The following is a 24258-nucleotide window of genomic DNA, read 5'->3' on the forward strand; positions in this document are numbered from 1 at the left end:
GATGAAATTTAGCGAATCCTGGTTACGTGAATGGGTTAGCCCTAAGCTGGATACTCAAGCTTTATCTGAACAATTATCCATGGCCGGTTTAGAAGTCGATGGTATTGCAGCGGTGGCCGGTGAGTTTAGTGGCGTAGTAGTCGGTGAAGTCGTGGCTTGTGAGCAACATCCTGATGCCGATAAATTGCAAATGACCAAAGTGTCTATTGGCTCTGCGGAGTTATTAGACATTGTTTGTGGCGCAAAGAATTGCCGTTTAGGGCTAAAAGTTGCGGTAGCTACCGTGGGTGCGGTATTACCGGGTAATTTTCAAATTAAAAAAGCCAAACTGCGTGGACAGCCTTCACACGGTATGTTGTGTTCATTCTCAGAATTAGGCATGGCAGATGACTCTGACGGTATTATGGAATTACCAACAGATGCGCCAGTGGGCACTGATCTTCGTCAATATTTAGCTTTAGACGATGTGACTATCGAAGTTGATTTAACGCCAAACCGTGCTGACTGTTTAGGGATTAAAGGCTTAGCGCGTGAAGTGGCCGCGTTAAATAAACTTGAGGTTTGCCAGCCTGTGTTTACGCCAGTCGCTGCGACCATCGATGAACAAAAAGCCATCAACCTTAAAGCCCCTAGTGCCTGCCCACGCTATTTAGGTCGTGTCATTCGCAACGTTAATGTGCAAGCGGCCAGCCCATTATGGCTAACTGAAAAATTACGGCGCTGTGGTGTTCGTAGTATCGATGCCATCGTTGATGTTACCAATTATGTTTTATTAGAGCTGGGGCATCCAATGCATGCCTTTGATTTAGCAAAAATCAACGGTGATATTCAAGTGCGAATGGCCACAGCCGGCGAAAAACTGGTGTTATTAGATGGCGAAGAAGTGACTTTGCAGGCTAATACCTTATTAATTGCCGATGCGGATAAAGCGTTAGCGATGGCAGGTATTTTTGGTGGTTTAGACAGTGGTGTTACAAAAAGCACGACGGATATTTTCCTAGAAAGTGCCTTTTTTGCCCCTTTAGCCATTGCCGGTAAAGCGCGTCAGTATGGTTTACACACGGATGCCTCGCATCGTTATGAGCGCGGTGTTGATCCTGAATTACAACGTACCGCCATGGAACGTGCCACCGCGTTGTTGTTGCAAATAGTTGGCGGTGAAGCCGGCCCGATCACCGAAGCGGTTGCTGCAGACTGTTTACCGGTAAAAGCTCCTATCGTGTTGACTGAGCAAAAGTTAAAACGCATTGTCGGTCATGATATCGCACGCAGCGAAGTGACTGATATTTTTCAGCGCCTAGGCTTAGGTGTCACAGATACCGCAGAAGGTTGGCAAGTCACGGTGCCAGGTTACCGTTTTGATATCAGTATCGCCGAAGATTTGATTGAAGAAGTGGCCCGGGTATATGGCTATAACAATATCCCAAACCAAGCGCCCATCGCAGCCTTAAAAATGCGCCGTTTTAATGAAGCCAGTTTAAGTGTGTCGCAAATGCGTCAGGTGTTGGTGGATCGTGGTTATCAAGAAGCAATTACTTACAGCTTTGTTGATCCCAAAGTGCAACAGGCGTTATTTGGCGAGCAAAGCGTTTTAGTGTTACCGAATCCGATTTCGGCAGATATGTCGGCCATGCGTTTAAATAGCTGGCCAGGCTTATTACAAGCGGTGCAATACAATCAAAATCGTCAGCATAATCGGTTACGGTTATTTGAATATGGCTTAAAATTTATTCCTGATGCTGCTGCTGAAAACGGTGTACGTCAAGTACCGGTGATCGGTGGTGTGGTCGTGGGTTCTTATGCCAATGAACACTGGACAATCGCAGAGCGTCCGGCTGATTTTTACGATGTGAAAGGTGATGTCGAAGCCTTGTTGGCCTTATTGTCAGCGCCCGCTCGTGTACATTTTGCTGCGGCAGAGCACAGTGCACTGCACCCTGGGCAAACTGCCGCAGTGTATGTTGATGGCGAGGTAGTGGGCTATTTAGGTGCTTTGCATCCCGAAGCTGAACGTAAGTTAGGCATTAAAGGTAAAGCTTTCTTGTTTGAGCTTGACGTTGCCGCTTTAGGCCTTCGTCAAATAGTGCAAGCGCAAGATTTATCAAAATACCCGGCAAATCGCCGAGATTTAGCGGTTGTTGTTAGATCAGATGTGCATTTTGCTGATATTGTTGCTAGTATTAAAAAAGTTGGCGTAAATCAGTTAGTTGACCTAAAATTATTTGACGTATACACCGGTCAGGGCGTTGCGGAAGGATTTAAGTCATTAGCGATTGCTCTGACCTTACAGGATAAAGCGCGTACGCTTGAGGATAAAGCTATCCAAGAAGTTATAAATCAAGTGGTTAGCGTGCTTAAAAATGATTTCGACGCAACGTTGAGGGAATAAAGATGGCGCTTACCAAAGCTGATTTAGCAGAACGTTTGTTTACCAAGTTTGGCGTAAGTAAACGAGATGCCAAACTAATAGTGGAAGCTTTTTTTGAAGAGATCCGTGCTGCGCTAGAGTCTGGTGAGCAGGTTAAGTTATCGGGTTTTGGTAATTTTGATTTGCGCACTAAAAACGAGCGACCAGGCCGAAATCCAAAAACGGGCGAAGATATTCCCATTTCTGCTCGCTGTGTAGTCACGTTTCGGCCAGGCCAGAAACTGAAATCACGGGTAGAAAGCGGTACCAGTAAAGGTTAGATAGACAGTAAATCCGAAAACGGCAGTTACCAAGTAACTGCCGTTTTTTTTTGATTTTTTTTAAAGGGTTGATCCGAATGAATAGGTCAACTGTAAAGAAGAGTGTTCACTACTGAGCAAAATGCTGACAGCAGTAACGTCAGGATCAGTGCTGCCGTGCTTTCTACTGGTAGGATCCTTAAATAATCGTGTTTAGGCAATTATGGTAAATTGATTGCTGGAATTATTTTGACGTGCAAACACGTCTAATTTGGATACAAAGCCTCATGAAAACACCCTCTGTCCATTTAGTCTGGTTTCGACATGATTTACGTTGTCATGACAACGAAGCATTGCATGCGGCTGCTAACGCGGCGGCGGCAGACAATGGTGTGGTTATCGCTGTGTTTATTGCTACCGCTAAAAGCTGGCAACAACATCATATGGCCGCTATGCGTCAAGATTTGTTGCGCCGTCGTGTCAAAGCATTAGAGAGCGAGCTGGCAGATTTAAATATTCCGTTAGTGATGGTGGAAGGTGCCGACTATGCTGGCTGCGCTGAGACGATTGCTGCCTTTATTCCTAAAGGGCTGGTGGCTTTGTATGCACAGCGTGAGTACGAAGTGCGTGAGCAGCAGCGCGATGAGCAGGTTAGCGCACTGTTACAACAGCAGCAGATTGATTGTCATTGGTTCGACAGGCTTTGCATTATGCCCCCCGGCTCAGTGTTAACCCAGCAGGGGGATGTCTATAAAGTATTTACACCGTTCAAACGTAATTGGTTAGCAAAATATGCCGATCAAGGTGTGCATTGCTTGGCTAAGCCAAAGCCACAAGCGCGAATCTTTACTGACTTACCAACGTTTACTGTGATGCAAGAGGGGGATAACAGTTCAGCGGCGTGGCCAGTGGCAGAGGCAGAAGTGCTGCAGCAGATGCGCCTATTTTGTCAGCAAAAGGTGCAAGATTACACTTTGCAACGTGACCTACCTGCCGTGGATGGCACGTCACAGGTTTCACCTTACTTGGCGATTGGCGTGCTGTCAGCACAACAATGCGTCGCTCGCTTGCAATTAGAAGCCGGAGCATCAATTTGGCAAGAGAAAAGTGGTGCTGCAGTCTGGTTATCTGAACTGATTTGGCGTGATTTTTACAAACACATCATGCTGGCCTTTCCAAAACTAATTAAGCATAAAGCGTTTCAAGCGGAAACCGATCTCATTCAATGGCCGAATAACGCGGCCTTATTTGAAGCGTGGTGTCAGGGTAAAACCGGTTATCCGATTGTGGATGCCGCCATGCGGCAATTAAATCAAACGGGCTGGATGCATAATCGTTTACGTATGATCACGGCCAGTTTTTTAGTTAAAGATTTGCATATAGATTGGCGCTGGGGCGAGCAATACTTTATGTCGAAGCTCATTGATGGCGATTTTGCGGCGAACAACGGCGGCTGGCAGTGGGCCGCATCAACCGGTACAGACGCGGCACCGTACTTCCGTATTTTTAATCCAGTAACACAAAGCCAGCGTTTTGATGCCAATGGTGACTTTATCCGTAAGTTTATTCCTGAATTGGCGGCTAAATCGGCTAAAGACATTCATTGGCCGCATAAACCGATTACGCCTAAAGGTTATGCTGCTCCTGTGGTTGCACATGATCAAGTTCGAAAAATTACCTTAGCGCTGTTTTCAGCAGTAAAAAATCAGGAGAACCAGCATGCTTGAACCGCGCCTACAGGCCTTTTTAGATTATTTTAATCAGATCTCAGGGCAACATACTATTGCACCAACAGCGCTCTATCATAAAGACGTCTGTTTTATTGATCCGGTGCAACAAATTCAAGGCGCAACTGCGTTACAAGTTTACTTGAATCATGGTTATCAACGGTTGAACTATGCGCGCTTTGCGCCGGTATCCGGAGCTTGTACGGGTGATGTCGGTTTTTTAAGTTGGGTGATGTCGTACAGCCATCCTGCCATTGCTAAGGGTAAAGAAATTAGTGTTAAGGGCTGTTCAGAATTACGGTGGCAAGGTGAGCAAATTATCTATCATCGTGATTATTATGATATGACCGAAATGGTTTATCAGCAGATCCCAGTATTAGGTTGGTTAACCAGCCAAGTTAAACGTAAAATGGCTGCGGGTTAACCCGCTGTTTAAGCAGGCGTTTAGTCTGTCATTATAAGGAAAGTTATGCGCATAGCAGTAATAGGCGGCGGAATTTCTGGCATGTTAAGCTGGTATCTGTTGCAACATAAATATGATGTTACTTTGTTAGAAGCAAATGATTATCTTGGCGGTCACACTGCCACTGTTGATGTCGAAGTGCAAGGCAAGCACTATGCCATTGATACCGGTTTTATTGTTTTCAATAACTGGACCTATCCCATCTTCAATAAATTTATTGCTGAGCTTGCTGTACCTGCGTTACCAACAGAGATGAGCTTTTCAGTAAAAAATACACAAAACAATCTGGAATATAATGGCAACACTTTAGCCAGCTTGTTTGCACAAAAACGTAATGTGTTTCGACCGTCTTTTTGGTTAATGCTGCGGCAAATCGTGCGTTTTAACAAATTGGGTAAGCAACTGGTTGCTGAAGATCATGCCGATCTGGATTTAGAATTGGGCGTGTTTTTAGACAAACATGGCTTTGGCAAAGGCATTCGTGATAATTATTTAATGCCGATGGGCGCAGCCATCTGGTCAGCCGGTTTAACCGATATGCCAAAATTTCCGGTGCGTTTTTTCCTTCGCTTTTTTAATAACCACGGTTTGTTAAATATTAATGATCGGCCACAATGGTCAGTGATCAAAGGAGGGTCTAAGCGCTACGTTGAGGCACTGTTACAAAAGGTTGATGCTGCTAAATTACGCTTAAAGCAAAACATCAGTGGCGTGTCGCGCGATGCTATGGGTGCAACCATTCATTTTGCCGATGGCACAACCGAACAATTTGATAAAGTGATCTTTGCTTGTCACAGCGATCAAGCGCTGGCTTTATTAAAAGATGCCACAGCACAAGAGCGGGAGATTTTGGGGGGAATTGCTTACCAACAAAACGAAGTTGTGCTGCATACCGACACGAATTTACTGCCGGTTCGCCAAGCGGCTTGGGCGTCTTGGAACTACAATCTTGATAGCCAGCAAAGCAATCAAGCGACACTTACCTATAATATGAATATTTTACAGCGCTTAGAAGCCCCCGTGACTTTTTGCGTGACGTTAAACAACAGCGCCAGTATCGCCAAAGATAAGGTATTAGGGGTTTATCACTATGCACATCCCGTGTATAACCATAGTACTATCGCCAGCCAGCAGCGGCGTCATGAGATCAATGGTGTGAATAATAGTTTCTTTTGTGGTGCCTATTGGTATAACGGTTTTCATGAAGACGGCGCGCGTAGTGCTGTCGATGTTGCCGCCTTATTAGGTGTAGATTACTGATGCAAACAGGCCATGCGGTATATTGTGGTCGGGTAGGGCATAAGCGCTTTCTACCCAAGGTGCATGGCTTTAGCTATCCTTATGCAGCTTATTGGCTGGATTGCAGCCAGCTAAACCAGGCTAGTTTATCTGCTGTAGGCATCGGTTTTGAGCGGTTTGCTGCGATTAGTTTTCGACGTAAAGATTTTCTTGAGGGTGATAGCGACTTGGGGCAAGCTGTTCGCGCCAAAGTACAGCAGTTAGGCGGTAATGTGGCGATTAACCAGGTTTTCTTGGTGTCGCCATTGGCAGGCTGGGGCGTCTATTTTAGCCCGCTTAATTTATACTACTGTTACGATGAAAGCGGTCGTTGCTGTTATTTGCTCGCGGAGGTCAGTAATACGCCTTGGAACGAACGGCATTACTATTTGCAGCAGTTGCAAGAAGACGCCAAGTTTTATGAACATGACAAAGTGTTTCATGTTTCACCGTTTAATCCATTAGATATGCAATATCGATGGCAAATTCCTCAGCCTGGCGAGCAATTGTTTTGCAGTATTACGAATATCAAGCAAGCCCAAGCGGTGTTTAGTGCGTGGTTTACCCTACGACGCTTTGAGCTGACAGCCGCAGTGCGCCGTAAGATATTGATCCGTCAGCCATGGCAAAGCGTACAGATCATGACGCGAATTTATTGGCAGGCTTTAAAACTAGTGTTTAAAAGGATGCCTATCTATGGCCATCCTAAATCCAGAGGATCTGATGTATGAGTTTGTCGCTTAGTGAAAAAGCGGTGTTTGACAATCTTGGTTGGTTTGACCGGTTATGTCGTAAATTTACTTTGAATTTCCTCAGCCAATTACGTCACGGTGCCATCACGGTGATTGAAGCAGGGGTAGAACAACAATTTGGTGAAACGGGTGCTGAGTTACACGCCACGATAACCGTGGTTGATCCTGCCTTTTACCAAAAACTGGTGTTAGCTGGCTCGGTTGGCGGCGGTGAAGCTTATATTCATGGCCATTGGCGCTGCGACAACTTAACCGCCCTAGTACAAATTTTTGCCCGTAACTTAGCTGTGCTCGATAAGATGGACTCCACCTGGGCCCGCTTGAGCCGTCCAGTATTAAAGCTGTTAAATTACCGTAATCGTAATACGGTCAGTCAGTCTAAACGCAACATTTCTGCGCATTATGACTTAGGCAACGCGATGTATAAGCTGTTCTTAGATCCGAGTATGATGTATTCCAGTGCGGTTTATCCCTCTGTTGATAGCAGTTTAGCCGAAGCGCAGCAGCATAAGTTGCAACAAATTTGTGAGCGTCTGCAATTACAAGCCAGTGATCATGTGATTGAGATTGGCACCGGTTGGGGCAGTATGGCTATTTATGCTGCACAGCATTATGGTTGTAAAGTGACTACCACCACGATTTCACAACAGCAATATGATTACACCCAAGCCCGTATAAAAGCCTTAGGTTTAGAGGGACAAATTACCCTGTTGTTTAAAGATTATCGCGAGCTTGAGGGTAGCTACGATAAACTGGTGTCTATTGAGATGATTGAAGCGGTAGGCGATGATTTTCTCGATAATTACTTTGCCAAGTGCAGCAGCTTATTAAAACCCGATGGCATTATGGTATTGCAGGCAATTACCATGGTCGATCATCGTTATGATCAATATGTGCGTGAAGTTGACTTTATTAAACGCTATATTTTTCCGGGCGGTTGTTTACCGTCCATTAGCCGGATGGCTACTGCGGTTGCGGAGCATACGGACTTAGTGATCCGTCAGGTTCAGGATATCGGTTTTGATTACGCTCGTACGCTAAAAGATTGGTGTGATAATTTTATGGCACAGCGCGATGCGGTGCATAAATTAAATTATGACGATAACTTTATTCGGTTATGGCATTTTTATCTGTGTTATTGCGAAGGCGGCTTTCGTGAGCGGGCCACCAGCGCGGTGCATTTAGTTTGCACAAAACCAAATAACCGCAGCGTCATTTGAGCCAAATTGGGCTAAAAAATAAAACCGGTCTGCTCAGCAAGACCGGTTTTTTGTTTTACTCGCCATTTTTAGCATGAACGGCGTATAGCATGAAGGTGATTACCGCTTCAATTCGCCTCGTTTTGCACGAAGCACAGGTGTTATTTTTTTAAACTGACTTTTCAACCAGCAGCAAACCGGCAGGCGTGATAACAATTAGCTTGTCTTTATACAATGCACCAATGGCTTGCTTAAAGGTTTTTTTACTCACCCCAAAGGCATCGGCAATCAGTTCTGGCGAGCTTTTATCCGTTAAAGCAAGCTTGCCGTCGTTTTGGCGTAAACGCTGTAAAATCTTTTCAGTTAACGCCTGAGCTTGCTGATAAGTGGCTTGATTTAGGCGTAAATCAATTTTGCCATCATCGCGAACTTTGGTGATCAGGGCGGTGTGGCGTTCACCTCGTTTCAGTGGGCGAAAAACTTCATTTTTATACAATACACCCCAATGTTGATGTTCAATAATCGCTTTGTATCCAATATCGGTTTGCTCGCTGATCATCACTTGCACCTTATCACCGGTTTGGTAAGGCGCAGGGGTTTTATGTAAATGACGATCTAATTTAGTCGAAGCAACAATACGATTACTTAAATCGACATAACAATACACTAGATAGTGCTGGCCCACTTTCAGCGGGATTTGCTGCTCGCTAAAGGGCACTAATAAGTCTTTCTTTAAACCCCAATCTAAGAAAGCACCCACCTTAGTACTGGCAACCACAGCTAAAGAGGCCACCTGGCCAACCATAATTTTCGGTTGCTCAGTGGTGGCAATCAGTTGATCTTCAGAATCTAAATATAAAAATACAGACAAGGGCTCGCCGATAACAATATCTGCGGGCGCCACGTTGTTCGGCAGTAGGATCTCACCCCAGCTTAATCCGTCCAGGTAATAACCAAACTTAACCTGTTTTTTTACGGTTAATGTATTCAGGGTACCTAATGCTATCATTTGTGCCTCATTATTCATTGTTTAAGTTGAATATTGTAACGGCTTTTTGCGGTGCGTGCTGTGCTAATTTCAACGGGTATGCTGCTTTCGTTGCTTATTAGTTTAAGCCGCAAAGCCTTGCGGTGTATTAGCCAGTTTAGACCAGATTTTTTCATGGAAAAAATAACCTACCGTATTTACCGCGGGTTCAACAATAGCAACCAAGCCACCGAGGATGAGATCGCCGGTAATTAAATAGGTCACTGCAAAAGCAATGGTAAAGTGCATTAGCGCGAAGGTGAGAGTCTTAATCATCAGTTACATCCTATCTCAATACGATTATTAAATGATAACACTTCTCATTTGTATTTAAAGTGAATTTTATTGCTTAACATAAACAATAAAATTAATCAGCTTGGCAAGTCAATTGACGCCCGTGTTGCGTATACCTTATCTTGGCATGAGCAATATGCTGTTTAGCCTAAGTGATTTACATTATCGCAGGGTAGAATATTTCGGAGAAACCTTATGGATTGCCGTCAATGGCTGGATATCAAGCAGTATGAGTTCCTGATGAACTATTTTATGCGTCGTCAACAACAACACGCTATGGCTGATTTGAATGAGCCTTACAGTTATGATGGTTTTAGTACCTATGATCAGTTGTACCAGCAAATTGTTAAAGAAGCAGAAGTGGCGTTTATTGAATGTTTTGGTGAACCGGCGCCGCCCATTGTGTTTACCAATTTATTTCATCTCGCCGAGCTTGAGTTAGCAGGTAAGCGGCCCCGCTTAAAAGGGCCGAAGCTGATCCAGTAAGCGCTCGGGTGCAGTTAGTCTTCTAAGCGCTTTAAGGCATCAATCAGCATCGGAACGTCGAGCTTATCATTCAGCGGCACCAGAGTACCTGCAGACCACACGCCATAGCTGCCATCTTGACGTAAGATCAGCATCTTATCTTTTCGGATACTAATAATATCTTGCTGGCTGATATTCAGTTTGGGTAAGGCTTTAGGTGCGAGTAAATTGTCGCTAAGCCAGCGTTGCTGGCCATCACAGCCGGCCGCAGCAACCAAGGTGGGTAACCAGTCCAGCTGTTGGCTATTATGCTGTTTTAATTGTTGACTCAGTGCTGGCCAGCGGGTCAGAGCGGTGACAGGAGCCAGTTGGAACTTAGTATTATTACTGTGTAACGGCACAATGACAATTTGGGCATATTGTTGATAGTCAGCCCAATTTTGCGTGGGATCCGCATCAAATACCATACTAAAAGGCGTGAGAGTGGCCGACTCTGTTGCCCAAGGAAGCAACGCGCTGAGCTTGGGGTCGCGATTCACTACCGAAAATGCCTGGCTGTGAGAGGGTGATAACCAGCTTGGCCGCTGTTTAAGCGCTTCGGTGTCGCTTGCTTCTACCATAAATTGGCCATACAACACATTGAGCAGCGCTTCAGGGGCATTATTGGGGGCAAAATGTTGTTCGTGTAATCGAAATTGCTGCTGACGGAAAAAGTTAATCTGCGACTCGGTTAAGGGTTGGCTAAACAGCAGTAGTGTCGACTGTTGTGCCGGCAAAGTACAACGTAACTCACCGGTAAGTGGCAAACTGGTTTCTAAACTTAGCCGCTCGGCTTGGCGTTGTGCGCGTTGTGTTAAATCAACTAACTGATAGCGGGCTAACAAACTTTTTGCCGTAGCGGGATAAGAAAACGGTAAAACATTATCTTGGCGGGTAATGTCCCACTGCAACTTCGCGTCAGCATAAATATGTAAAACATGGCTTAACATAAAACTGCCGAAAAACAGCATAAGTGCAGGTTTACCAATGCCTGATTGCCCTAAGCGGGTGATCTTTTTCCAGCAAAAGTTACTGATGGTCAGTTCTATGGCAAACAACATACTGCCCACTACGGCCACGATCAGCAAAAAGTTACGCAGGTTAGTGACTATTTGCTGGCGTAATAAATCAATCGTTTGGTCATAAGAAGCACTGCCTAGATGATAACCAAGCTGGTTATAAACGTAGGCGTCAAAGATTAATAATACTAAGCCAATACTGGCGAGCGCTGCGGCCAAGCCGCGAATATGGCGCTGATAGGGGAAAATTAACGACAACGGAAAGATGGTTAAAATAAAAAACATAAAGCAGATAAATGCGGTATGTCCTAGCCAGGTTAATACAAGATAACTCCAGCCAAGGAATGTCACAGGTAAAGGTTCTGCCCACCAGAAAGAGGCGGTAATCACTAAAGCCAGTAGCATATTAAAAAAGCTGAACCAGTGACCCCAATTCAGCAAGCGATTGACTTTTTTTACCAGTGACAGATTTTGTTCTAACACCATGTTAAGTTTACTGACGATTTACGTTGATGGCATCCGCTAATGCCCGATTAAATGATTCAGTGACCGCAGCGCGTTGTTTGGCGGGTACTGATGTATTAATAACATGGCTGACGGCATTGCCTAAACACATTAAGCTCAGCTCGGTAGTCGCCTGCTCATTTTGCAGGGTGTCGATAAGTTGATTTACCAGCTTTTCAATTTGGCTAGTCGAATATTTTGATACAATAGGCATGGATTACTCAGATAAACAAAGCTTAAACAGATAGAATAGTAACAGAATTCAGAAAAAACAGGAAAATTTATGTCGGTAGATATGCAACATCTGGCTATTAATTACATTGCGTTGACCGATAGTGGCGAACATCAAGCGCATTATCGTGACGGTTTGATCAGCAGTAACGTCGCCGTTGCCAACTTGGTAGAAACCTTACATCTGGCCTATAACGGCAAACCAGCTAAAGGATATGCCAGTTTTAATCCAGAGAAGTCCGCACGAGTGCCAAAAGCATTAGCCGATTGGCAGGCTGATCAAACAGACTTTTTGGGTTTTGCCAAAGCCACTACGGATGCATTGGTGGTGGAATTAAGCCAACATCAATTACCTGAAACAGGTTATGTGTTACTGGCACATTATCGTTATTTAGCCAGCGATTACCTTTTGGTCTGCCTGTTAGGCAGTAAAGATCACTTTGAATTGTCGGAGCAACTCGAGTTAGCAACTTCACGGCATTTAGATATTGGCCGGATGCAACTGGCCGCACGTTTAGATTTAACGGAGTATGCGGTTAATGCGGCTAAAGGCAATTACATCAGTTTTATTCGTGGACGTGCAGGGCGAAAAGTGGCCGATTTCTTTTTAGATTTTTTAGGCTGTACCGAGGGCGCCGATGCACGAGTGAATAGCCAAAAAGTGTTGGCGTCGGTTGAAGAATACCTGGGAGCGGCAGAATTTGATGCCTCTGAAAAAACCAGCGCTCGGCGTCAGGTGTTTGACTACTGTGAAGAGCGCGCCAAGAGCGGGCAAGATGTGGTACTCACTGAGTTATCGGCGGTCGTTGATCCTGAGCAGAGTAATGGTTTCTTACACTATTGTGCGGAACAACAGCTCGATGTCGCTGAACAATTTCCGGTCGAAGTGAAAGAGCTGAAAAAAATGGTCAAGTTTAATGGTGCGGGTGGCGGCTTATCGCTTAGCTTCGATGAAAAGCTACTCGGGGAGCGGATAAAGTACGATATCAAAACCGATACTTTAGTTATTACGGGCACACCACCTAACTTACGAGACCAGTTACAACGCTTTAGTCAGGGCTATTCGGCTTTTGATCAGGGCTCGGAGTAACCGTTTTACTTTGTGTTTGCTTGGCAGCGTCAGTTTGACTGGCGTTGTCAGGCTTGGCTTGCGGATCGGCTAGATCTTTTAAACTGGGCATTTTCATTTTAGCTGAATGTTTAATGAGCATGATATTGCCGATGATTACGCCAAAAGCGAGTGCGATGCCCCAAAATAACGGCCAATTCATATTTTTGCCTCACAAATGTTAGTGATAAAACGAGGATATAACTCCGGTAACATTTGCAACACCGTGGCTTGCTCGGCAATCGGGTTATCCATCAAGGTTTGTTGTAATTGTTCTAGGGTTAGCGCTGCCTGACATGTACTGGCCAGCGGTTGATAGCTCAAATGCCAAGGCTCTGCCGCTACACCACCGCGAAATTCGCGATAAGGTAAAAAGAAGCCATAGTCAGCAGCATTCTGTTGTAACCACTGCGCTAAAGTGGCGAAAGGCCCATCGCCTTGATATTCGTCTGTACTTAACTGAACTTGATAATCTGTTGGCACAGCCGCGGCATCATAAACATCTATTTCTGTTCCCCAGTGATGTCGACTTGCACCAGGTAGTGCCGAATAAAGCATAATCGCTTCAATACGTGCCTGCGCTGACAGTGATGTCACATCAACCCGTTGTTGAGCATGATTAAAAACCGGACGTTGCCCCAAACATTTTGCTTGCCAGATACGTGCTTGACGCTCGAAACTGCGCCAAGCCGATACCACGGCTAAATCAATACCTTCATTAGCCAAGGCCGTTTTGAGTTGCAGAAATGCAGCCATGGCCTCTTGGTGAAGCCATTGCTGATTGCCGATATGTTGCATGGCTGAATTATCAAGCCCCGTTAACAGGGCTCGGTTCAGTATCGCGCGGCTCATGCGGTTAAGCGTTGCTGCAAATTAATCAATAATTGCAGGTACACTTCAGTTAATTGGCTAAGATCGGCAATCGCCACACATTCATTTACTTTGTGGATAGTGGCATTGCAGGGGCCTAGTTCAATCACTTGAGCGCCAGTTGGGGCAATAAAACGGCCATCCGAGGTGCCACCTGTGGTTTCAAGCCGTGGCGTAATACCTCGTACTTTTTCAATCGCGGCCACCGTGGAGTCAACTAAATCGCCTTGCTCGGTTAAAAACGGTAAGCCATTTAACGTCCACTCTAGCTGATAATGTAAACCAAATTTGTCGAGTAGGGCATAGACTCGACTTTGCAGCTGCTCGGCATCCACTTCCGTGCTGTAGCGGAAGTTAAACATGACGTTTAATTCTCCCGGGATCACATTTGAGGCGCCGGTGCCACCTTGAATATTGGCGATTTGAAAGCTGGTTGCTGGAAAATAAGCGTTCCCGTTATCCCAAATCTCTGTTGCTAAGGCGGCCAATGCCGGTGCCGCTTTATGAATAGGATTATCAGCCAAGTGTGGGTAGGCGACATGGCCTTGAATACCTTTTACGGTTAAGTGCCCTGTTAACGAGCCTCGCCGACCGTTTTTTATCACATCACCCACTTGCAGATGGCTAGAGGGTTCGCCAACCAAACACCAACGAATTTTTTCTTGGCGTGCTTCTAAAGTTTCAATCACTTTGACCGTACCATTGATAAAGGGGCCTTCTTCATCGCTGGTAATTAAGTAAGCTAAATTAAATGCCGGTGACGGTTCTTGTGCTAAAAATTGCTCAGTCGCAACAACCATCGCAGCTAAGCTGCCTTTCATATCGGCAGCACCGCGACCAAATAAGGTATCGCCAATGATGGTTGGCTGAAACGGGGGGGTGTGCCATGCATCGACAGGACCGCTCGGTACTACATCGGTGTGACCGGCAAAACAAAATAACGGTTTGCCTTGACCATGGCGTGCCCACATATTGAGCGTATCGGCAAACGGCATCATCTCAATATTAAAGCCCACTTTAGCTAAACGTGCTGCCATCAGTTGCTGACAACCTGCATCTTCAGGTGTTACTGACGCCCGTTCAATTAACGCCATGGTGAGCGCTAATGTTGGGTTGCTGGCCGGATTGGTGAGATCAGTCATAAATGAATTACCTATTTTTCAGAAGAGGCAGATAAAGCAAGATAAGCTTGCTCATCAAAGCCCAGTAACAGTTGTTCGTTATGTTGTAATACTGGCCGTTTGATTAGCGCAGGTTGTTCTAGCATTAAGGCTAAAGCACGTGTTTCGTTGATCTCCGCTTTATCGCTGTCAGCTAACTTACGCCAAGTTGTGCCACGTGTATTAAGTAAATTTTTCCAGTCTAATTCCGCGGCGAAACGCGCTAGCAGTTCAGCGTCCAAGCCATCGATGCGATAATCGTGAAATTGATAGGCTAACGCTTGTTGCTCTAAACAACGTCGGGCTTTTTTGATGGTGTCACAGTTTTTGATGCCGTATAAGGTAATCATAGTTTTTTACTTTTTAAATTGCAGAACAAAAAGAGGATCTTGGTTGGCTAGCACTTGAGCTTGTCGGCTGAGTAACTTATCGAGTTTGCTCGGTAAAGATAAGCTCGCGACACAATACAGTTCATCGAGCACTAATTGCCAATACGCTAAGTCGATTTGCAGTATCGGTGTACCTGCCTTGACTTCACGTGGTGCTCGGCACAGCCAATGTAAGCCTTTGCCGTGATCGATGCTAATAGCAAAAGGCAAATCGACGGTCAGCGTTAGCCCCGAAGTATGAGTAAAGATTAAACGACGCTCACCGGCTCTGGCTGTTGTAAAGTGGCCACTGAATGGAGCATAAAGCGTACCTTGTTGTAATTTACAGCATAAGGTCGCCGGAAAAATATCCTGCTGATACAGTAATTCAGGATGCATGCTGATCGGTAAGACCTGACCACTAAACGGGCTTTTAATAATAAAACCTTCTAGTGTGGTCCAATCTTGTTGCCAGATGATGACTGATTGCTGCACTGTTGCTCTCCAAGATCATGAAGCTTTGATGATAGCTTAAAGTTTTTGCAATATCAGCATCTTTCACTGCCTTATGTAGCCCAGCATTAAAGCGATAGCAGCGCTTTTGGCCATAAAACTGCTGCTTTTGCCGTATTTGCTCAAATTTGTAGCTTAATTAACGATTTCTACTAGCAAAAAAACAGTGGTTAAGCCATTAAACCGTTATTAACAAGCCTCATGTTGTCCACAGATTCTGTGAATAACATTGTGAATAACACGATTTATCTTGTTTATCGTTTTGTATTTTATTGGATTTTTATTTTGGCATATTTTTTGTTTAGTCTGTCATGATCGAAAAAGTTCAGAGAACGTAAAAAAAGCAGAGTTTTGCTATAAAATTGGTTTAAATATCTTGTTGTTTATATTTTGTTAAATCTGAGGCGTCACTGTGTCTGTCATTAACGTTTCAATGGCATTTTTATTTTGTTTAGAACAATTAAAAGTATGCTAAAGTTATCAAACTAGGCCAGCACGGGAGTAGAGTAATTGCAGCTGATTCGTATTCTAAGCCAAGGTATTCGTTATAGTCGTACTTGGCCGACTAAACCAGAATTAAATGCTATTTTCCCTGAAAATAAAGTCATTTTCTTAACGCGTAAAGGCGTTCATTTTTTGCCGGTGTTATCGGTAATCACGGCTTTAGTCCAATTCAAATTGCTTGGTGCAGAACATCTCGGTCAGATTATTGCCATGATGTTGTTTTTAGCCGCGTTACCGTTGCAGGGTTTTTACTGGCTAGGCATACGAGCTGACAACAGTTTACCTCCTGCGCTGATAAATTGGGGAAACGAAATTCGTGAGCAAATCATCAAGCATGGCCAATTACAAAGCCAGCCTGGCTCGTTAAAAAGTTATTTTGATCTGGCTAAGCTACTACAACAGGCTTATCAGCAGTTAGACAATACGGTAATGCGCCGTTGGTTTTAACAAGACGCATTCATGGCAGTGGTTTAAGCTAAATTAAATACTGACCAAACAGGGGCGTGGTCAGATGGGCGTTCAATACCCCTGAGTTCATAATCGATGCCTGACTCAATACACTTAGCCGCCAGCAACGGGGTAGCCATAACCACGTCTATGCGTAATCCACGATTATCATCAAAACCCTTTGAGCGATAATCAAACCAACTGTATTGTGCGCCAGTTTCTGGATGCAGTGCACGGAAAGTATCGATCAAGCCCCAATCTTTCAATTGTTGTAGCCAAGCACGTTCTTCCGGCAAAAAAGAGGTCTTACCTTCACGCAACCAACGTTTGGCATTGGCTTCGCCGATGCCGATATCTAAGTCGATAGGCGAGATGTTAATATCACCTATTACGGCCACGTAGTCCTTTTCGCTGTTATGCGAAGTTTCTAGGTAATGTTGCAAATCAGCGTAAAACTGAGTTTTCGCTGGGAATTTTATCGGGTGCTCGCGGTTTTCCCCCTGCGGGAAATAGCCGTTTAGCACGGTTAGGCGTTTGCCATCGGCTAAATCGAATTGTCCAATTAGCATTCGACGTTGAGCATCTTCAGCATCGCCGGGAAAACCATATTGCATTTCGCTAGCCGGTTGCTTACTCATGATGGCAACGCCATAATGCCCTTTTTGGCCAAAATGATAAACGTGATAACCCATGGCTTGAACATCAGCTAATGGGAATTCACTGTCATGTACTTTGATTTCCTGTAAACCAATAATGTCAGGTTGATGTTTTTCAATTAATGCTTGAAGTTGATGCAGCCTGGCGCGAATACCGTTAATATTAAAAGAAATTATTTTCATACACTATCCGAATTAAGACCTGTTAACGCTTGTCGTTGATCATACCATGTAATCCAGATCAGCACGACCTGTGACAAACTCGGATCCGGAGCAATCTTTGGCAATATTATCTGGGCAAACAGCTTTGCCTTTTAACTATCAAGTCATCTACAGTCGGCGACGTTCTGTGCAATTGGCCATTAAGGCAGGGCAATTGACCATTCGAGCACCCAAAGGCACTTCAAGTCAGTTCATCTCTGCGTTATTAGCGCGCAAACAACAATGGATCTTATTACACCTTGCTCGAACGGAAGCCGAAGCTGATAGCGTCGTGGCAGCGTTGGATCGTCATGAAATTTTAGTGTCAGGGCAATCGATACCATTTTGTTGGCAGTTAGCGGCCAAAGCCGATGTGGTAATGACGGAACGTCAGTGTAAAGTATCGATCCCAACGCGGGTGAAGCCAGAACGACGTGCTTTATACCTGAATCGACAACTGCAAGAATATTTTGTACCGCTGGCTGAACAGTATTTTCAGCAAGCGGTAGCTTCTCAAGCTCAGCTTATGGGGTGTAAGCCAAAGGCAATCCGTATTGGTAACTGGCAGCGTAAATGGGGGTTTTGCAATAGTTTGTCAGAGGTCGGGTTTAATTGGCGCTTGATGCAAGCGCCTACTTGGGTCGCCGATTATGTTGTTGTGCACGAATTAGCACATTTAACCCACATGAATCATTCAAACGCTTTTTGGCAACGCGTAGCGAAGTTTTCTGCTGATTACAGGTTAGCGGAGCAGTGGCTAAAGCAACATCAGCGGTTGTTGTTATAAAAAAAAACCGACCTTTGCAGGTCGGTATCAAGATAAATTGATTAAAGGAGAATACATCCAGGGATAACACACCTTTTAAGACCCACTTATTATGAAAAGATTCCATTGCGGCATAATTATTTATTAGATTTTGCATTAAATCGCTATTTTAGTTTAATCTCTGCCCTTACTAGGTGAGCATACCGCGATTAATTAGACGGTAATTAATAATAATGAATCAGACAGGCAACTAACCATGATGAATCCCCTTCGTTTATTGCAACTGCTTAAACTTTTAGATGTAACACGCTTACAAGATAACGATGATCAGCGTCAAATGACCGATTGGTTAGCCCAATTACCGGTAACTCCCGCGCCGGTGGCGGCATTATGTGTGTATCCTGAATTTTTAGCCGAGGCCCGTGCACATATTACGCAGTCTAATGAAACTGTGGCACTGGCGACGGTTGTTAATTTTCCAACTGGCGATCAACCCTTATCTACCGTACTAGCGGACATCGCTACAGCACGCCAAGCCAGTGCGACGGAAATTGATTGTGTTTTACCTTATCAAACCTTACTCAGCGGCAAAGAAACCGAAGTCGCTCAGTTTTTAGCTGCGGTGCGTGAAGCAAGCCAAGGTCTGTGTTTAAAAATCATTATTGAATCAGGTGAGCTATTAACTGCACAACAAATTACTAAAGCCAGTGAATTGGTTATAGATAGTGGTGCCGAGTTTATTAAAACATCAACCGGTAAAGTGCCGGTTGGCGTTACCTTGGAGGCGGCTAAAATCATCTTAACCAGTATAGCTGCCGCAGATCGCTCGGTAGGATTTAAAGCATCAGGTGGTGTCAAAACCGTTGAGCAAGCATTAGAGATAGTCAGTTTATATGAGCAAGTGACGGGTAAAACGGCACAAAGCGAAGGGCTACGTATTGGTGCCAGTACCTTATTAACTGAGCTATGTCAGCAACTTGCTAGTGAGTAACGTGCCATTTGAATCATGCAAGGACGCTAGAGAACAGAGGGAGGCGGTAGAAAGGATAACTCGCCTTGCAGGCCAGCGTCACAGGCCAGCGTCACATAGTGCCGCTGTTTAATTCTGCGCATTGTCAAACCTGACAAAGGTTCTCACCTTGTCCTGAGATTGTTTTATAGCGTATTGATTTAAATTGAAGAACTTAGGCAGAAAGAGAAATGGTGGAGGGGGAAGGATTCGAACCTTCGAAGGCAGTGCCGGCAGATTTACAGTCTGATCCCTTTGGCCACTCGGGAACCCCTCCACAAGTGCAGGCGCATATTATCAAATTCAGTTTTTAAGTAAAGCACTTTACTAAAGTTTTTTGACTGTTTGCCGATAAAGCAAACAGTTAGGCTAAAAAGTGTAGATAATGCAAGCAATCATTAACGAATGGCAACTGGGTACAACGCTTAACCAAGCACTGCAACAACAGCATCGTGCTGATTTTGCGTTGTGGTTAGCGGTGTTGTCTCCGGCGGTACAAGAAATGGCGGCTTTTTATACGCCATTACCTAAAAGCGCTGAGGTTAACGCAACGCTCTATCAGCAATTATCTGTGCGTCAACGCCGCAGTTTTGCATGGCAAGAAACTGATGCGACTGTGTTAGCGCAACTTAATCGATCTGCGCAAACGAGTTTACGCCAATTGAAATTACAAAGCGCTTTAACCCCTGAGCCTTGGGTTAGAAAAGATGATGCCAAAAAATTAGATGGTCGCTTGATGAGTAATTTAGATCAGCATGCTATACGTCGTCTAAGTGGCAAGGAACCACCGATCCAAGAAGGGGACGAAACCGCGTTATATGAAATGCTGCAAGAACTGAATGCTAACCCTTTACCGCTTTAGTGCTTTTTGAGCTTATGCTTGACCGCTTATTAGATGAGTTTGACAATGTTTCACTTTTATCAATGAACCACACGGGCAAAGCTCATTACGTTTTAACTTATGGCTTGGTGTGGCTGACAGTTTGCCACTGTGGTAATACCATTTATCAATAAATTCAAAAAATGACTGTTCTGTGATCACTTCAACGGTGTTATCGATAATAAAGTAGGCTTTGAAACTCACTTCACCTTTGGGCATATTCTGGTTGCTTGCGCTGATCGCTAACTTAAAAAAATGCACACTATCAGCAAACTGTTGAATTTCTTCAATCAATTTTGCTGAACGTTGTGTTGGATGCGTAGTGTGGTAAACATAGTCAATCTGACCGCGACAATAGGCCGTGTAACGTGAACGCATTAAGGCTTCACAATTTGGTGCTAACTTACCTTCTAATAAATAAGGGGCACAGCATTCAATAAACGGTTTTTTTGAACAGCAATAACACAGCATCGTTATCTCCACATTAATGCGTGCTAGTTTACCCCTAAGCCAGCTCAGGGTGTTTCACTTTATTGATAATTTATCATTTTTTGTTAAGTATTGTGATGCATAGCTCAGATAAAATATGTCACTTGTCACTTGTCACTTGTCACTTGTCACTAATATAGTGTTTTAGTGTTGTTTTACCATTGCCTGCGTTAAGGGATACAACGCAGTTTGCTGCTTCTCTGCTAATTGCGCTAATTGCGTTGCTTCCTCATCAGTTAACACACCACCATGCAACACAACTTTACAGCTAGCACTGTTTATCGCGCGTTGTACCGTTTTCGCTAAATCCTTAACCTGGTGCGGATGAATCATTAAGATTTTTTCTAAAGGGATCTGGCAGCTTGCCCAAAAATTTTTATTAGGCTTCACTTTCGGTGCAATTAATACAATCCAGCCGTCCACATCGCGGTGTTGCTGTAACAATTTTAAGAGTTGGAGTTCAGTGTTATTGCGTTGCAATAAGGTGAGTGGCGGTATTGATCCAGTATGACTCGTGTTTAACGTTTTGCTGGTACGAGATGGGGTATCGGAATGTAAAACTTTGCTGGTGATAAGCATGTAAACCTCTAACTGGTTATTTGTACAGTGTATGCTTATACAGTAGTTTTTGTTCAAATAAAAAGCAAGTGTTTTGTGTGGGTTTTTTTAGTGAGTCATATTTTTGTCATGAGCTCTGCATAGTATTGTCATTGTTGTTAATTTTGGATTTGATGTATGGCAACTTCTGAACAGTCTTGTCTTGAGCTAAAAAGTATTTTGCGTTCCAGAGCGCTTCAACCGCTATTTCAACCTATTGTTTCTTTAAATAATGCTCATGTATTTGGTTATGAAGCGTTAATTCGTGGGCCTTCCAATAGCCCACTGCATTCGCCCTTTCAACTATTTAAAACGGCGTTAGCATGCCATGCTTTAGCTGAGTTAGAGTTGCTGTGTCGCGAGTTGAGTATTGCGGCTTTTGCCCGTGCGGCTGTTTGCGGTAAATTATTTTTAAACGTCAACCCCTTGCTGTTACTTACTGCTGATCATCCTAGTGGGCTAACCAAAAGCATGTTGCAACAAGCAGGTTTAGATCCGTCACAAGTCGTGATTGAGATTTCTGAGCAATACCAAGTTGAAGATGCTAGCTTACTGATTAAGGCTGTAAATCATTATCGTGATCTGGGTTTTTTAATTGCCATTGATGATTTAGGGAGTGGCTTTTCGGGTTTAAAACTTTGGTCAGAGTTGCAACCTGACTTTGTTAAAATTGATCGATACTTTATTAGTGAGATTTATCGCGATCCAACCAAAAAAGCATTTGTAAAAAATATTATCAGTTTGGCAAAAGCAACGGGCTCCTTAATTATTGCAGAAGGGATTGAAACGGAAGAAGAGCTCTTGCAATGTAAAGAACTTGGAGCTGACTTTGGGCAAGGTTATTTGCTAGGGCGCCCGCAAGTCTCTTTTTTAACGCAAATAAGTTGTAAAGTCATCATGGGTGCGAAACCTCCATTACCCAATCAACATAGTGTTCTTTCGCTGCTGATTGATATTGCACCGATATCAACATCGCTAACCGCGTTACAAGTGGCCACGCTGTTTGAGCAAGATGCCAGATTGCAAACGCTGGCTGTGGTAAGTAATAACAGGCCTGTCGGTTTAGTGTGTCGTTCGGAGCTGCAAGCGCTTTTCTCACAACATTTTGGTCGAGCGTTACATGAAAGAAAAACGATTGGCCAGATAATGAATACTAACGCAGTCATTGTCGATGCAGACTCTAGTCTCGATGATGTAAGTAAAATGGTTGCTGAAAATGAATACAGTGCCGCAAGTTGGTATTTCATTATTTGTCGTCATGGTCATTATTTAGGTTTAGGTTCGGTACGGCAATTATTAAAAAAAGTCAGCGAAGAGAAACTCCAGCTTGCACGTTACGCAAATCCATTGACCTTTTTGCCCGGTAATGTGCCTATTTATTTAGAGATTGATAAATGGTTATCTAAGGGGAGTGTGTTTGCCGTAGCTTACTTAGATCTAAATCACTTTAAGCCCTACAACGATATCTATGGTTATAGTAAAGGTGATGCGGTATTGCAGATGTTAGCCGAGATTATCCAGCAAAATGCCCAAGGGGTAGCGTGTTTCGTTGGTCATATAGGAGGGGATGATTTTGTGCTGGTCAGTGATACTGTTGATATTGAGCCACTGTGTCAGGCGATTTTGGATGAGTTTGCTGTACGTATTTTGGTTCACTATGAACCTGAACATGTGCAACAACAAGGGATCCATGCTTTAAATAGAATGGGTGACTCTTGTTTTTATCCTATGCTGTCATTGTCTATTGGCGTGGCTTTTCCTGATCCTACTTTATGTCATACACATCATGATGTGGCGGCTTTAAGCACATCAGCTAAGTTTAATGCTAAACAAATGGGTGGTAACGCGCTATTCTTGTCAAGACATCAAGGGCCAATCAGTAAGGCAACCGCACTGGCTAGACCATCTGCAGACTGATTTAGGCTAGAATATCCCATCGATATGTTATTAAGGTAATTCAGAAGTAATGATTTTAGATGCATTTGTCAGTCGTCATGGCGACGCCTTTAGTTTTACACGTCAGCACTCCTGTAATTTTGCCAAGAAGATCGCGGGTGATTTTAATCCTATTCATGATGTTGACGCTAAACGGTTCTGTGTCCCAGGTGATTTGTTATTTAGTTATTTACTTACCCGCTATGGAGTAAGCCAACAACTGAATTGTCAATTCTCCGGAATGGTCAGCGCCGATGTCCTTTTACACTGCGAGTTGTCTGAAGGACAAATTCAAGTATGTGATGAACAGGGCCGCGTTTACCTTACGGTACAGTTTTCTGGTGAGCACACCCATGATATCGGGGTGATCGAACCGTTGTTTCAAGATTATGTGCAATTTTCAGGTCAAAACTTTCCGCATATTCTGCAACCTTTAATGGAACAGCAAGGTGTGATGATTCATCCACTGCGTCCTTTAGTCATTTATGAAAGTATGGCATTAAGCTTCACGACGTTACCCACGAGTAAAGTCGAACTCAGTCTTGCCAGCAGTAAGTTAGATATAGAGGGTAAAAGAGGTAACGTGACGCTTAACTTTATATTGACTGCAAAGGGCGTGCAGATTGGCAAGGGTGAGAAGAAAATGATTTTAAGTAATCTTCAGCCTTATGATGCTACAGAGATGCAGCGTATGGTTGATGAATATAATAATCGTAAGACCTCTGCGGGTTGTGGCAATTTCGATTTATAAGCCCTATAACAGCTAAAAAGTGTCATTTTTAGCTGTTTAGTTCAAAAAATAGCCGAACAAACTCTTTTTTTTAAAATTATGCTTGCAGGCTAAATTAAACTCCCTATAATGCGCATCCACAGACAGGGACAACGGCAACGACATCCGGTCTGTGAAGCGAAAGCTAACTGAGGCAAACGCCTCGCTCTGAATGCAGAGCACGCTCTTTAACAATTCGCAATCAATTATCTGTGTGGGCACTTATGATGATGTTCGTTAAAACGAAATAATCAGTATGAGTGACCAAGTTATAAAGATTTAGTCAGTAATGCTGAGCTGAGGCTTCGGTCTCGAAAGAAC

General features: G+C 44.0%; 27 protein-coding genes and 1 tRNA gene. 15 read left to right on the top strand and 13 right to left on the bottom strand.

Annotated elements, in window-relative coordinates; genetic code table 11:
• The first annotated feature begins 1 nt into the window (after nucleotide 1).
• The 7 genes from pheT (at nucleotide 2) to LMJ53_RS10250 (ending at nucleotide 8107) form a co-directional block, all read left to right on the top strand.
• Nucleotides 2-2389 (top strand): phenylalanine--tRNA ligase subunit beta, encoded by a 2388-nt coding sequence (gene pheT, locus LMJ53_RS10220; RefSeq protein WP_229585963.1) that lies wholly within the window; start codon nucleotides 2-4, stop codon nucleotides 2387-2389.
• Between the two features lie 2 nt (nucleotides 2390-2391).
• Nucleotides 2392-2688 carry an integration host factor subunit alpha gene (gene ihfA, locus LMJ53_RS10225; RefSeq protein ID WP_226751561.1) on the top strand — a complete coding sequence of 99 codons (297 nt, stop codon included), beginning with the start codon at nucleotides 2392-2394 and terminating at the stop codon, nucleotides 2686-2688.
• A gap of 266 nt (nucleotides 2689-2954) precedes the next feature.
• Entirely contained in the window at nucleotides 2955-4394 is a 1440-nt protein-coding gene (gene phrB, locus LMJ53_RS10230) for a deoxyribodipyrimidine photo-lyase (protein ID WP_229585964.1), read from the top strand.
• Nucleotides 4387-4818 carry a nuclear transport factor 2 family protein gene (locus LMJ53_RS10235; protein WP_229585965.1) on the top strand — a complete coding sequence of 144 codons (432 nt, stop codon included), beginning with the start codon at nucleotides 4387-4389 and terminating at the stop codon, nucleotides 4816-4818. Before phrB ends, LMJ53_RS10235 begins: the two co-directional genes overlap by 8 nt.
• A gap of 45 nt (nucleotides 4819-4863) precedes the next feature.
• On the top strand, nucleotides 4864-6117 hold the full coding sequence (locus tag LMJ53_RS10240; protein WP_229585966.1) for an NAD(P)/FAD-dependent oxidoreductase: 1254 nt from the start codon (nucleotides 4864-4866) through the stop codon (nucleotides 6115-6117).
• Complete coding sequence (locus tag LMJ53_RS10245; protein ID WP_229585967.1) at nucleotides 6117-6866, top strand: DUF1365 domain-containing protein; 750 nt, start codon at nucleotides 6117-6119, stop codon at nucleotides 6864-6866. The genes LMJ53_RS10240 and LMJ53_RS10245 overlap by 1 nt, the downstream gene beginning before the upstream one ends.
• Nucleotides 6863-8107 (top strand): SAM-dependent methyltransferase, encoded by a 1245-nt coding sequence (locus tag LMJ53_RS10250; protein WP_229585968.1) that lies wholly within the window; start codon nucleotides 6863-6865, stop codon nucleotides 8105-8107. Before LMJ53_RS10245 ends, LMJ53_RS10250 begins: the two co-directional genes overlap by 4 nt.
• Nucleotides 8108-8255: 148 nt before the next feature.
• Here LMJ53_RS10250 and LMJ53_RS10255 read toward each other — a convergent pair whose 3' ends face one another.
• Both LMJ53_RS10255 and LMJ53_RS10260 read right to left on the bottom strand, forming a co-directional pair.
• Nucleotides 8256-9095, bottom strand: a complete 840-nt coding sequence (locus tag LMJ53_RS10255) for a S1 RNA-binding domain-containing protein (RefSeq protein ID WP_229585969.1) — start codon at nucleotides 9093-9095, stop codon at nucleotides 8256-8258.
• A gap of 102 nt (nucleotides 9096-9197) precedes the next feature.
• Entirely contained in the window at nucleotides 9198-9389 is a 192-nt protein-coding gene (locus LMJ53_RS10260; protein WP_226751568.1) for a DUF2061 domain-containing protein, read from the bottom strand.
• 213 nt (nucleotides 9390-9602) lie between these two features.
• Here LMJ53_RS10260 and LMJ53_RS10265 point away from each other — a divergent pair, with 213 nt between their 5' ends.
• Complete coding sequence (locus LMJ53_RS10265) at nucleotides 9603-9893, top strand: hypothetical protein (RefSeq protein WP_229585970.1); 291 nt, start codon at nucleotides 9603-9605, stop codon at nucleotides 9891-9893.
• Nucleotides 9894-9907: 14 nt separating this feature from the next.
• Here LMJ53_RS10265 and LMJ53_RS10270 read toward each other — a convergent pair whose 3' ends face one another.
• Nucleotides 9908-11416 carry a DUF3413 domain-containing protein gene (locus LMJ53_RS10270; RefSeq protein WP_226751570.1) on the bottom strand — a complete coding sequence of 503 codons (1509 nt, stop codon included), beginning with the start codon at nucleotides 11414-11416 and terminating at the stop codon, nucleotides 9908-9910.
• A 7-nt stretch (nucleotides 11417-11423) separates the two neighbouring features.
• Complete coding sequence (locus tag LMJ53_RS10275) at nucleotides 11424-11648, bottom strand: DUF1414 domain-containing protein (protein WP_226751571.1); 225 nt, start codon at nucleotides 11646-11648, stop codon at nucleotides 11424-11426.
• A 69-nt stretch (nucleotides 11649-11717) separates the two neighbouring features.
• Here LMJ53_RS10275 and yejK point away from each other — a divergent pair, with 69 nt between their 5' ends.
• Complete coding sequence (yejK, locus tag LMJ53_RS10280; protein ID WP_229585971.1) at nucleotides 11718-12755, top strand: nucleoid-associated protein YejK; 1038 nt, start codon at nucleotides 11718-11720, stop codon at nucleotides 12753-12755.
• Here yejK and LMJ53_RS10285 read toward each other — a convergent pair.
• From LMJ53_RS10285 to LMJ53_RS10305, 5 genes are read right to left on the bottom strand one after another with little or no spacing between them, the layout of a single operon-like run.
• Nucleotides 12715-12936 carry a DUF2897 family protein gene (locus LMJ53_RS10285; protein WP_229585972.1) on the bottom strand — a complete coding sequence of 74 codons (222 nt, stop codon included), beginning with the start codon at nucleotides 12934-12936 and terminating at the stop codon, nucleotides 12715-12717. The two genes, yejK and LMJ53_RS10285, sit on opposite strands and share 41 nt — an antisense overlap.
• Nucleotides 12933-13625, bottom strand: a complete 693-nt coding sequence (locus LMJ53_RS10290; protein ID WP_229585973.1) for a M15 family metallopeptidase — start codon at nucleotides 13623-13625, stop codon at nucleotides 12933-12935. The genes LMJ53_RS10285 and LMJ53_RS10290 overlap by 4 nt, the downstream gene beginning before the upstream one ends.
• Nucleotides 13622-14785 carry a succinyl-diaminopimelate desuccinylase gene (dapE, locus tag LMJ53_RS10295; RefSeq protein ID WP_267867491.1) on the bottom strand — a complete coding sequence of 388 codons (1164 nt, stop codon included), beginning with the start codon at nucleotides 14783-14785 and terminating at the stop codon, nucleotides 13622-13624. The genes LMJ53_RS10290 and dapE overlap by 4 nt, the downstream gene beginning before the upstream one ends.
• 11 nt (nucleotides 14786-14796) lie before the next feature.
• Entirely contained in the window at nucleotides 14797-15153 is a 357-nt protein-coding gene (locus LMJ53_RS10300) for an ArsC family reductase (protein ID WP_229585974.1), read from the bottom strand.
• Nucleotides 15154-15159: 6 nt separating this feature from the next.
• Nucleotides 15160-15666 (bottom strand): PTS glucose transporter subunit IIA, encoded by a 507-nt coding sequence (locus tag LMJ53_RS10305; RefSeq protein ID WP_226751577.1) that lies wholly within the window; start codon nucleotides 15664-15666, stop codon nucleotides 15160-15162.
• 528 nt (nucleotides 15667-16194) lie between these two features.
• On the opposite strand from LMJ53_RS10305, the gene yfbV reads away from it, so the two are divergent.
• On the top strand, nucleotides 16195-16635 hold the full coding sequence (gene yfbV, locus LMJ53_RS10310) for a terminus macrodomain insulation protein YfbV (protein ID WP_226751578.1): 441 nt from the start codon (nucleotides 16195-16197) through the stop codon (nucleotides 16633-16635).
• Between the two features lie 23 nt (nucleotides 16636-16658).
• On the opposite strand, the gene xthA is transcribed toward yfbV, so the two are convergent.
• Nucleotides 16659-17474, bottom strand: coding sequence for an exodeoxyribonuclease III (xthA, locus tag LMJ53_RS10315; protein WP_229585975.1), 816 nt, complete (start codon nucleotides 17472-17474; stop codon nucleotides 16659-16661).
• Between the two features lie 97 nt (nucleotides 17475-17571).
• Here xthA and LMJ53_RS10320 point away from each other — a divergent pair, with 97 nt between their 5' ends.
• The gene (locus LMJ53_RS10320; RefSeq protein ID WP_229585976.1) at nucleotides 17572-18279 is read left to right on the top strand and encodes a M48 family metallopeptidase; all 708 of its coding nucleotides are present in this window, start codon (nucleotides 17572-17574) and stop codon (nucleotides 18277-18279) included.
• A gap of 235 nt (nucleotides 18280-18514) precedes the next feature.
• Nucleotides 18515-19249, top strand: coding sequence for a deoxyribose-phosphate aldolase (gene deoC / locus LMJ53_RS10325; protein ID WP_229585977.1), 735 nt, complete (start codon nucleotides 18515-18517; stop codon nucleotides 19247-19249).
• Nucleotides 19250-19459: 210 nt separating this feature from the next.
• Here the strand turns inward: deoC and LMJ53_RS10330 are convergent.
• Nucleotides 19460-19544, bottom strand: a tRNA-Tyr gene (locus LMJ53_RS10330).
• Nucleotides 19545-19652: 108 nt separating this feature from the next.
• Here LMJ53_RS10330 and LMJ53_RS10335 point away from each other — a divergent pair.
• On the top strand, nucleotides 19653-20129 hold the full coding sequence (locus tag LMJ53_RS10335; RefSeq protein WP_229585978.1) for a VC2046/SO_2500 family protein: 477 nt from the start codon (nucleotides 19653-19655) through the stop codon (nucleotides 20127-20129).
• Nucleotides 20130-20141: 12 nt separating this feature from the next.
• On the opposite strand, the gene LMJ53_RS10340 is transcribed toward LMJ53_RS10335, so the two are convergent.
• Together LMJ53_RS10340 and LMJ53_RS10345 are read right to left on the bottom strand one after the other, a co-directional pair.
• The gene (locus LMJ53_RS10340) at nucleotides 20142-20618 is read right to left on the bottom strand and encodes a YchJ family protein (RefSeq protein WP_229585979.1); all 477 of its coding nucleotides are present in this window, start codon (nucleotides 20616-20618) and stop codon (nucleotides 20142-20144) included.
• Between the two features lie 162 nt (nucleotides 20619-20780).
• The gene (locus tag LMJ53_RS10345; RefSeq protein ID WP_229585980.1) at nucleotides 20781-21215 is read right to left on the bottom strand and encodes a SulA-like leucine-rich domain-containing protein; all 435 of its coding nucleotides are present in this window, start codon (nucleotides 21213-21215) and stop codon (nucleotides 20781-20783) included.
• A 156-nt stretch (nucleotides 21216-21371) separates the two neighbouring features.
• Between LMJ53_RS10345 and LMJ53_RS10350 the strand changes: the two genes are divergently transcribed.
• Nucleotides 21372-23150, top strand: coding sequence for a GGDEF domain-containing protein (locus LMJ53_RS10350; protein WP_229585981.1), 1779 nt, complete (start codon nucleotides 21372-21374; stop codon nucleotides 23148-23150).
• 49 nt (nucleotides 23151-23199) lie between these two features.
• Nucleotides 23200-23919, top strand: coding sequence for a DUF3581 family protein (locus LMJ53_RS10355; protein WP_229585982.1), 720 nt, complete (start codon nucleotides 23200-23202; stop codon nucleotides 23917-23919).
• Nucleotides 23920-24258: the final 339 nt, after the last annotated feature.

It is taken from the genome of Rheinheimera sp. UJ51 (assembly GCF_020819615.1).
Taxonomy (GTDB): domain Bacteria; phylum Pseudomonadota; class Gammaproteobacteria; order Enterobacterales; family Alteromonadaceae; genus Alishewanella; species Alishewanella maricola.

Bases quoted from the DNA above. Each gene is read 5' to 3' on its own strand.
- pheT (WP_229585963.1), top strand. From the start codon at position 2: ATGAAATTTAGCGAATCCTGGTTACGTGAATGGGTTAGCCCTAAGCTG.
- ihfA (WP_226751561.1), top strand. From the start codon at position 2,392: ATGGCGCTTACCAAAGCTGATTTAGCAGAACGTTTGTTTACCAAGTTT.
- phrB (WP_229585964.1), top strand. From the start codon at position 2,955: ATGAAAACACCCTCTGTCCATTTAGTCTGGTTTCGACATGATTTACGT.
- LMJ53_RS10235 (WP_229585965.1), top strand. From the start codon at position 4,387: ATGCTTGAACCGCGCCTACAGGCCTTTTTAGATTATTTTAATCAGATC.
- LMJ53_RS10240 (WP_229585966.1), top strand. From the start codon at position 4,864: ATGCGCATAGCAGTAATAGGCGGCGGAATTTCTGGCATGTTAAGCTGG.
- LMJ53_RS10245 (WP_229585967.1), top strand. From the start codon at position 6,117: ATGCAAACAGGCCATGCGGTATATTGTGGTCGGGTAGGGCATAAGCGC.
- LMJ53_RS10250 (WP_229585968.1), top strand. From the start codon at position 6,863: ATGAGTTTGTCGCTTAGTGAAAAAGCGGTGTTTGACAATCTTGGTTGG.
- LMJ53_RS10255 (WP_229585969.1), bottom strand. From the start codon at position 9,095: ATGATAGCATTAGGTACCCTGAATACATTAACCGTAAAAAAACAGGTT.
- LMJ53_RS10260 (WP_226751568.1), bottom strand. From the start codon at position 9,389: ATGATTAAGACTCTCACCTTCGCGCTAATGCACTTTACCATTGCTTTT.
- LMJ53_RS10265 (WP_229585970.1), top strand. From the start codon at position 9,603: ATGGATTGCCGTCAATGGCTGGATATCAAGCAGTATGAGTTCCTGATG.
- LMJ53_RS10270 (WP_226751570.1), bottom strand. From the start codon at position 11,416: ATGGTGTTAGAACAAAATCTGTCACTGGTAAAAAAAGTCAATCGCTTG.
- LMJ53_RS10275 (WP_226751571.1), bottom strand. From the start codon at position 11,648: ATGCCTATTGTATCAAAATATTCGACTAGCCAAATTGAAAAGCTGGTA.
- yejK (WP_229585971.1), top strand. From the start codon at position 11,718: ATGTCGGTAGATATGCAACATCTGGCTATTAATTACATTGCGTTGACC.
- LMJ53_RS10285 (WP_229585972.1), bottom strand. From the start codon at position 12,936: ATGAATTGGCCGTTATTTTGGGGCATCGCACTCGCTTTTGGCGTAATC.
- LMJ53_RS10290 (WP_229585973.1), bottom strand. From the start codon at position 13,625: ATGAGCCGCGCGATACTGAACCGAGCCCTGTTAACGGGGCTTGATAAT.
- dapE (WP_267867491.1), bottom strand. From the start codon at position 14,785: ATGACTGATCTCACCAATCCGGCCAGCAACCCAACATTAGCGCTCACC.
- LMJ53_RS10300 (WP_229585974.1), bottom strand. From the start codon at position 15,153: ATGATTACCTTATACGGCATCAAAAACTGTGACACCATCAAAAAAGCC.
- xthA (WP_229585975.1), bottom strand. From the start codon at position 17,474: ATGAAAATAATTTCTTTTAATATTAACGGTATTCGCGCCAGGCTGCAT.
- deoC (WP_229585977.1), top strand. From the start codon at position 18,515: ATGATGAATCCCCTTCGTTTATTGCAACTGCTTAAACTTTTAGATGTA.
- LMJ53_RS10335 (WP_229585978.1), top strand. From the start codon at position 19,653: ATGCAAGCAATCATTAACGAATGGCAACTGGGTACAACGCTTAACCAA.
- LMJ53_RS10340 (WP_229585979.1), bottom strand. From the start codon at position 20,618: ATGCTGTGTTATTGCTGTTCAAAAAAACCGTTTATTGAATGCTGTGCC.
- LMJ53_RS10345 (WP_229585980.1), bottom strand. From the start codon at position 21,215: ATGCTTATCACCAGCAAAGTTTTACATTCCGATACCCCATCTCGTACC.
- LMJ53_RS10350 (WP_229585981.1), top strand. From the start codon at position 21,372: ATGGCAACTTCTGAACAGTCTTGTCTTGAGCTAAAAAGTATTTTGCGT.
- LMJ53_RS10355 (WP_229585982.1), top strand. From the start codon at position 23,200: ATGATTTTAGATGCATTTGTCAGTCGTCATGGCGACGCCTTTAGTTTT.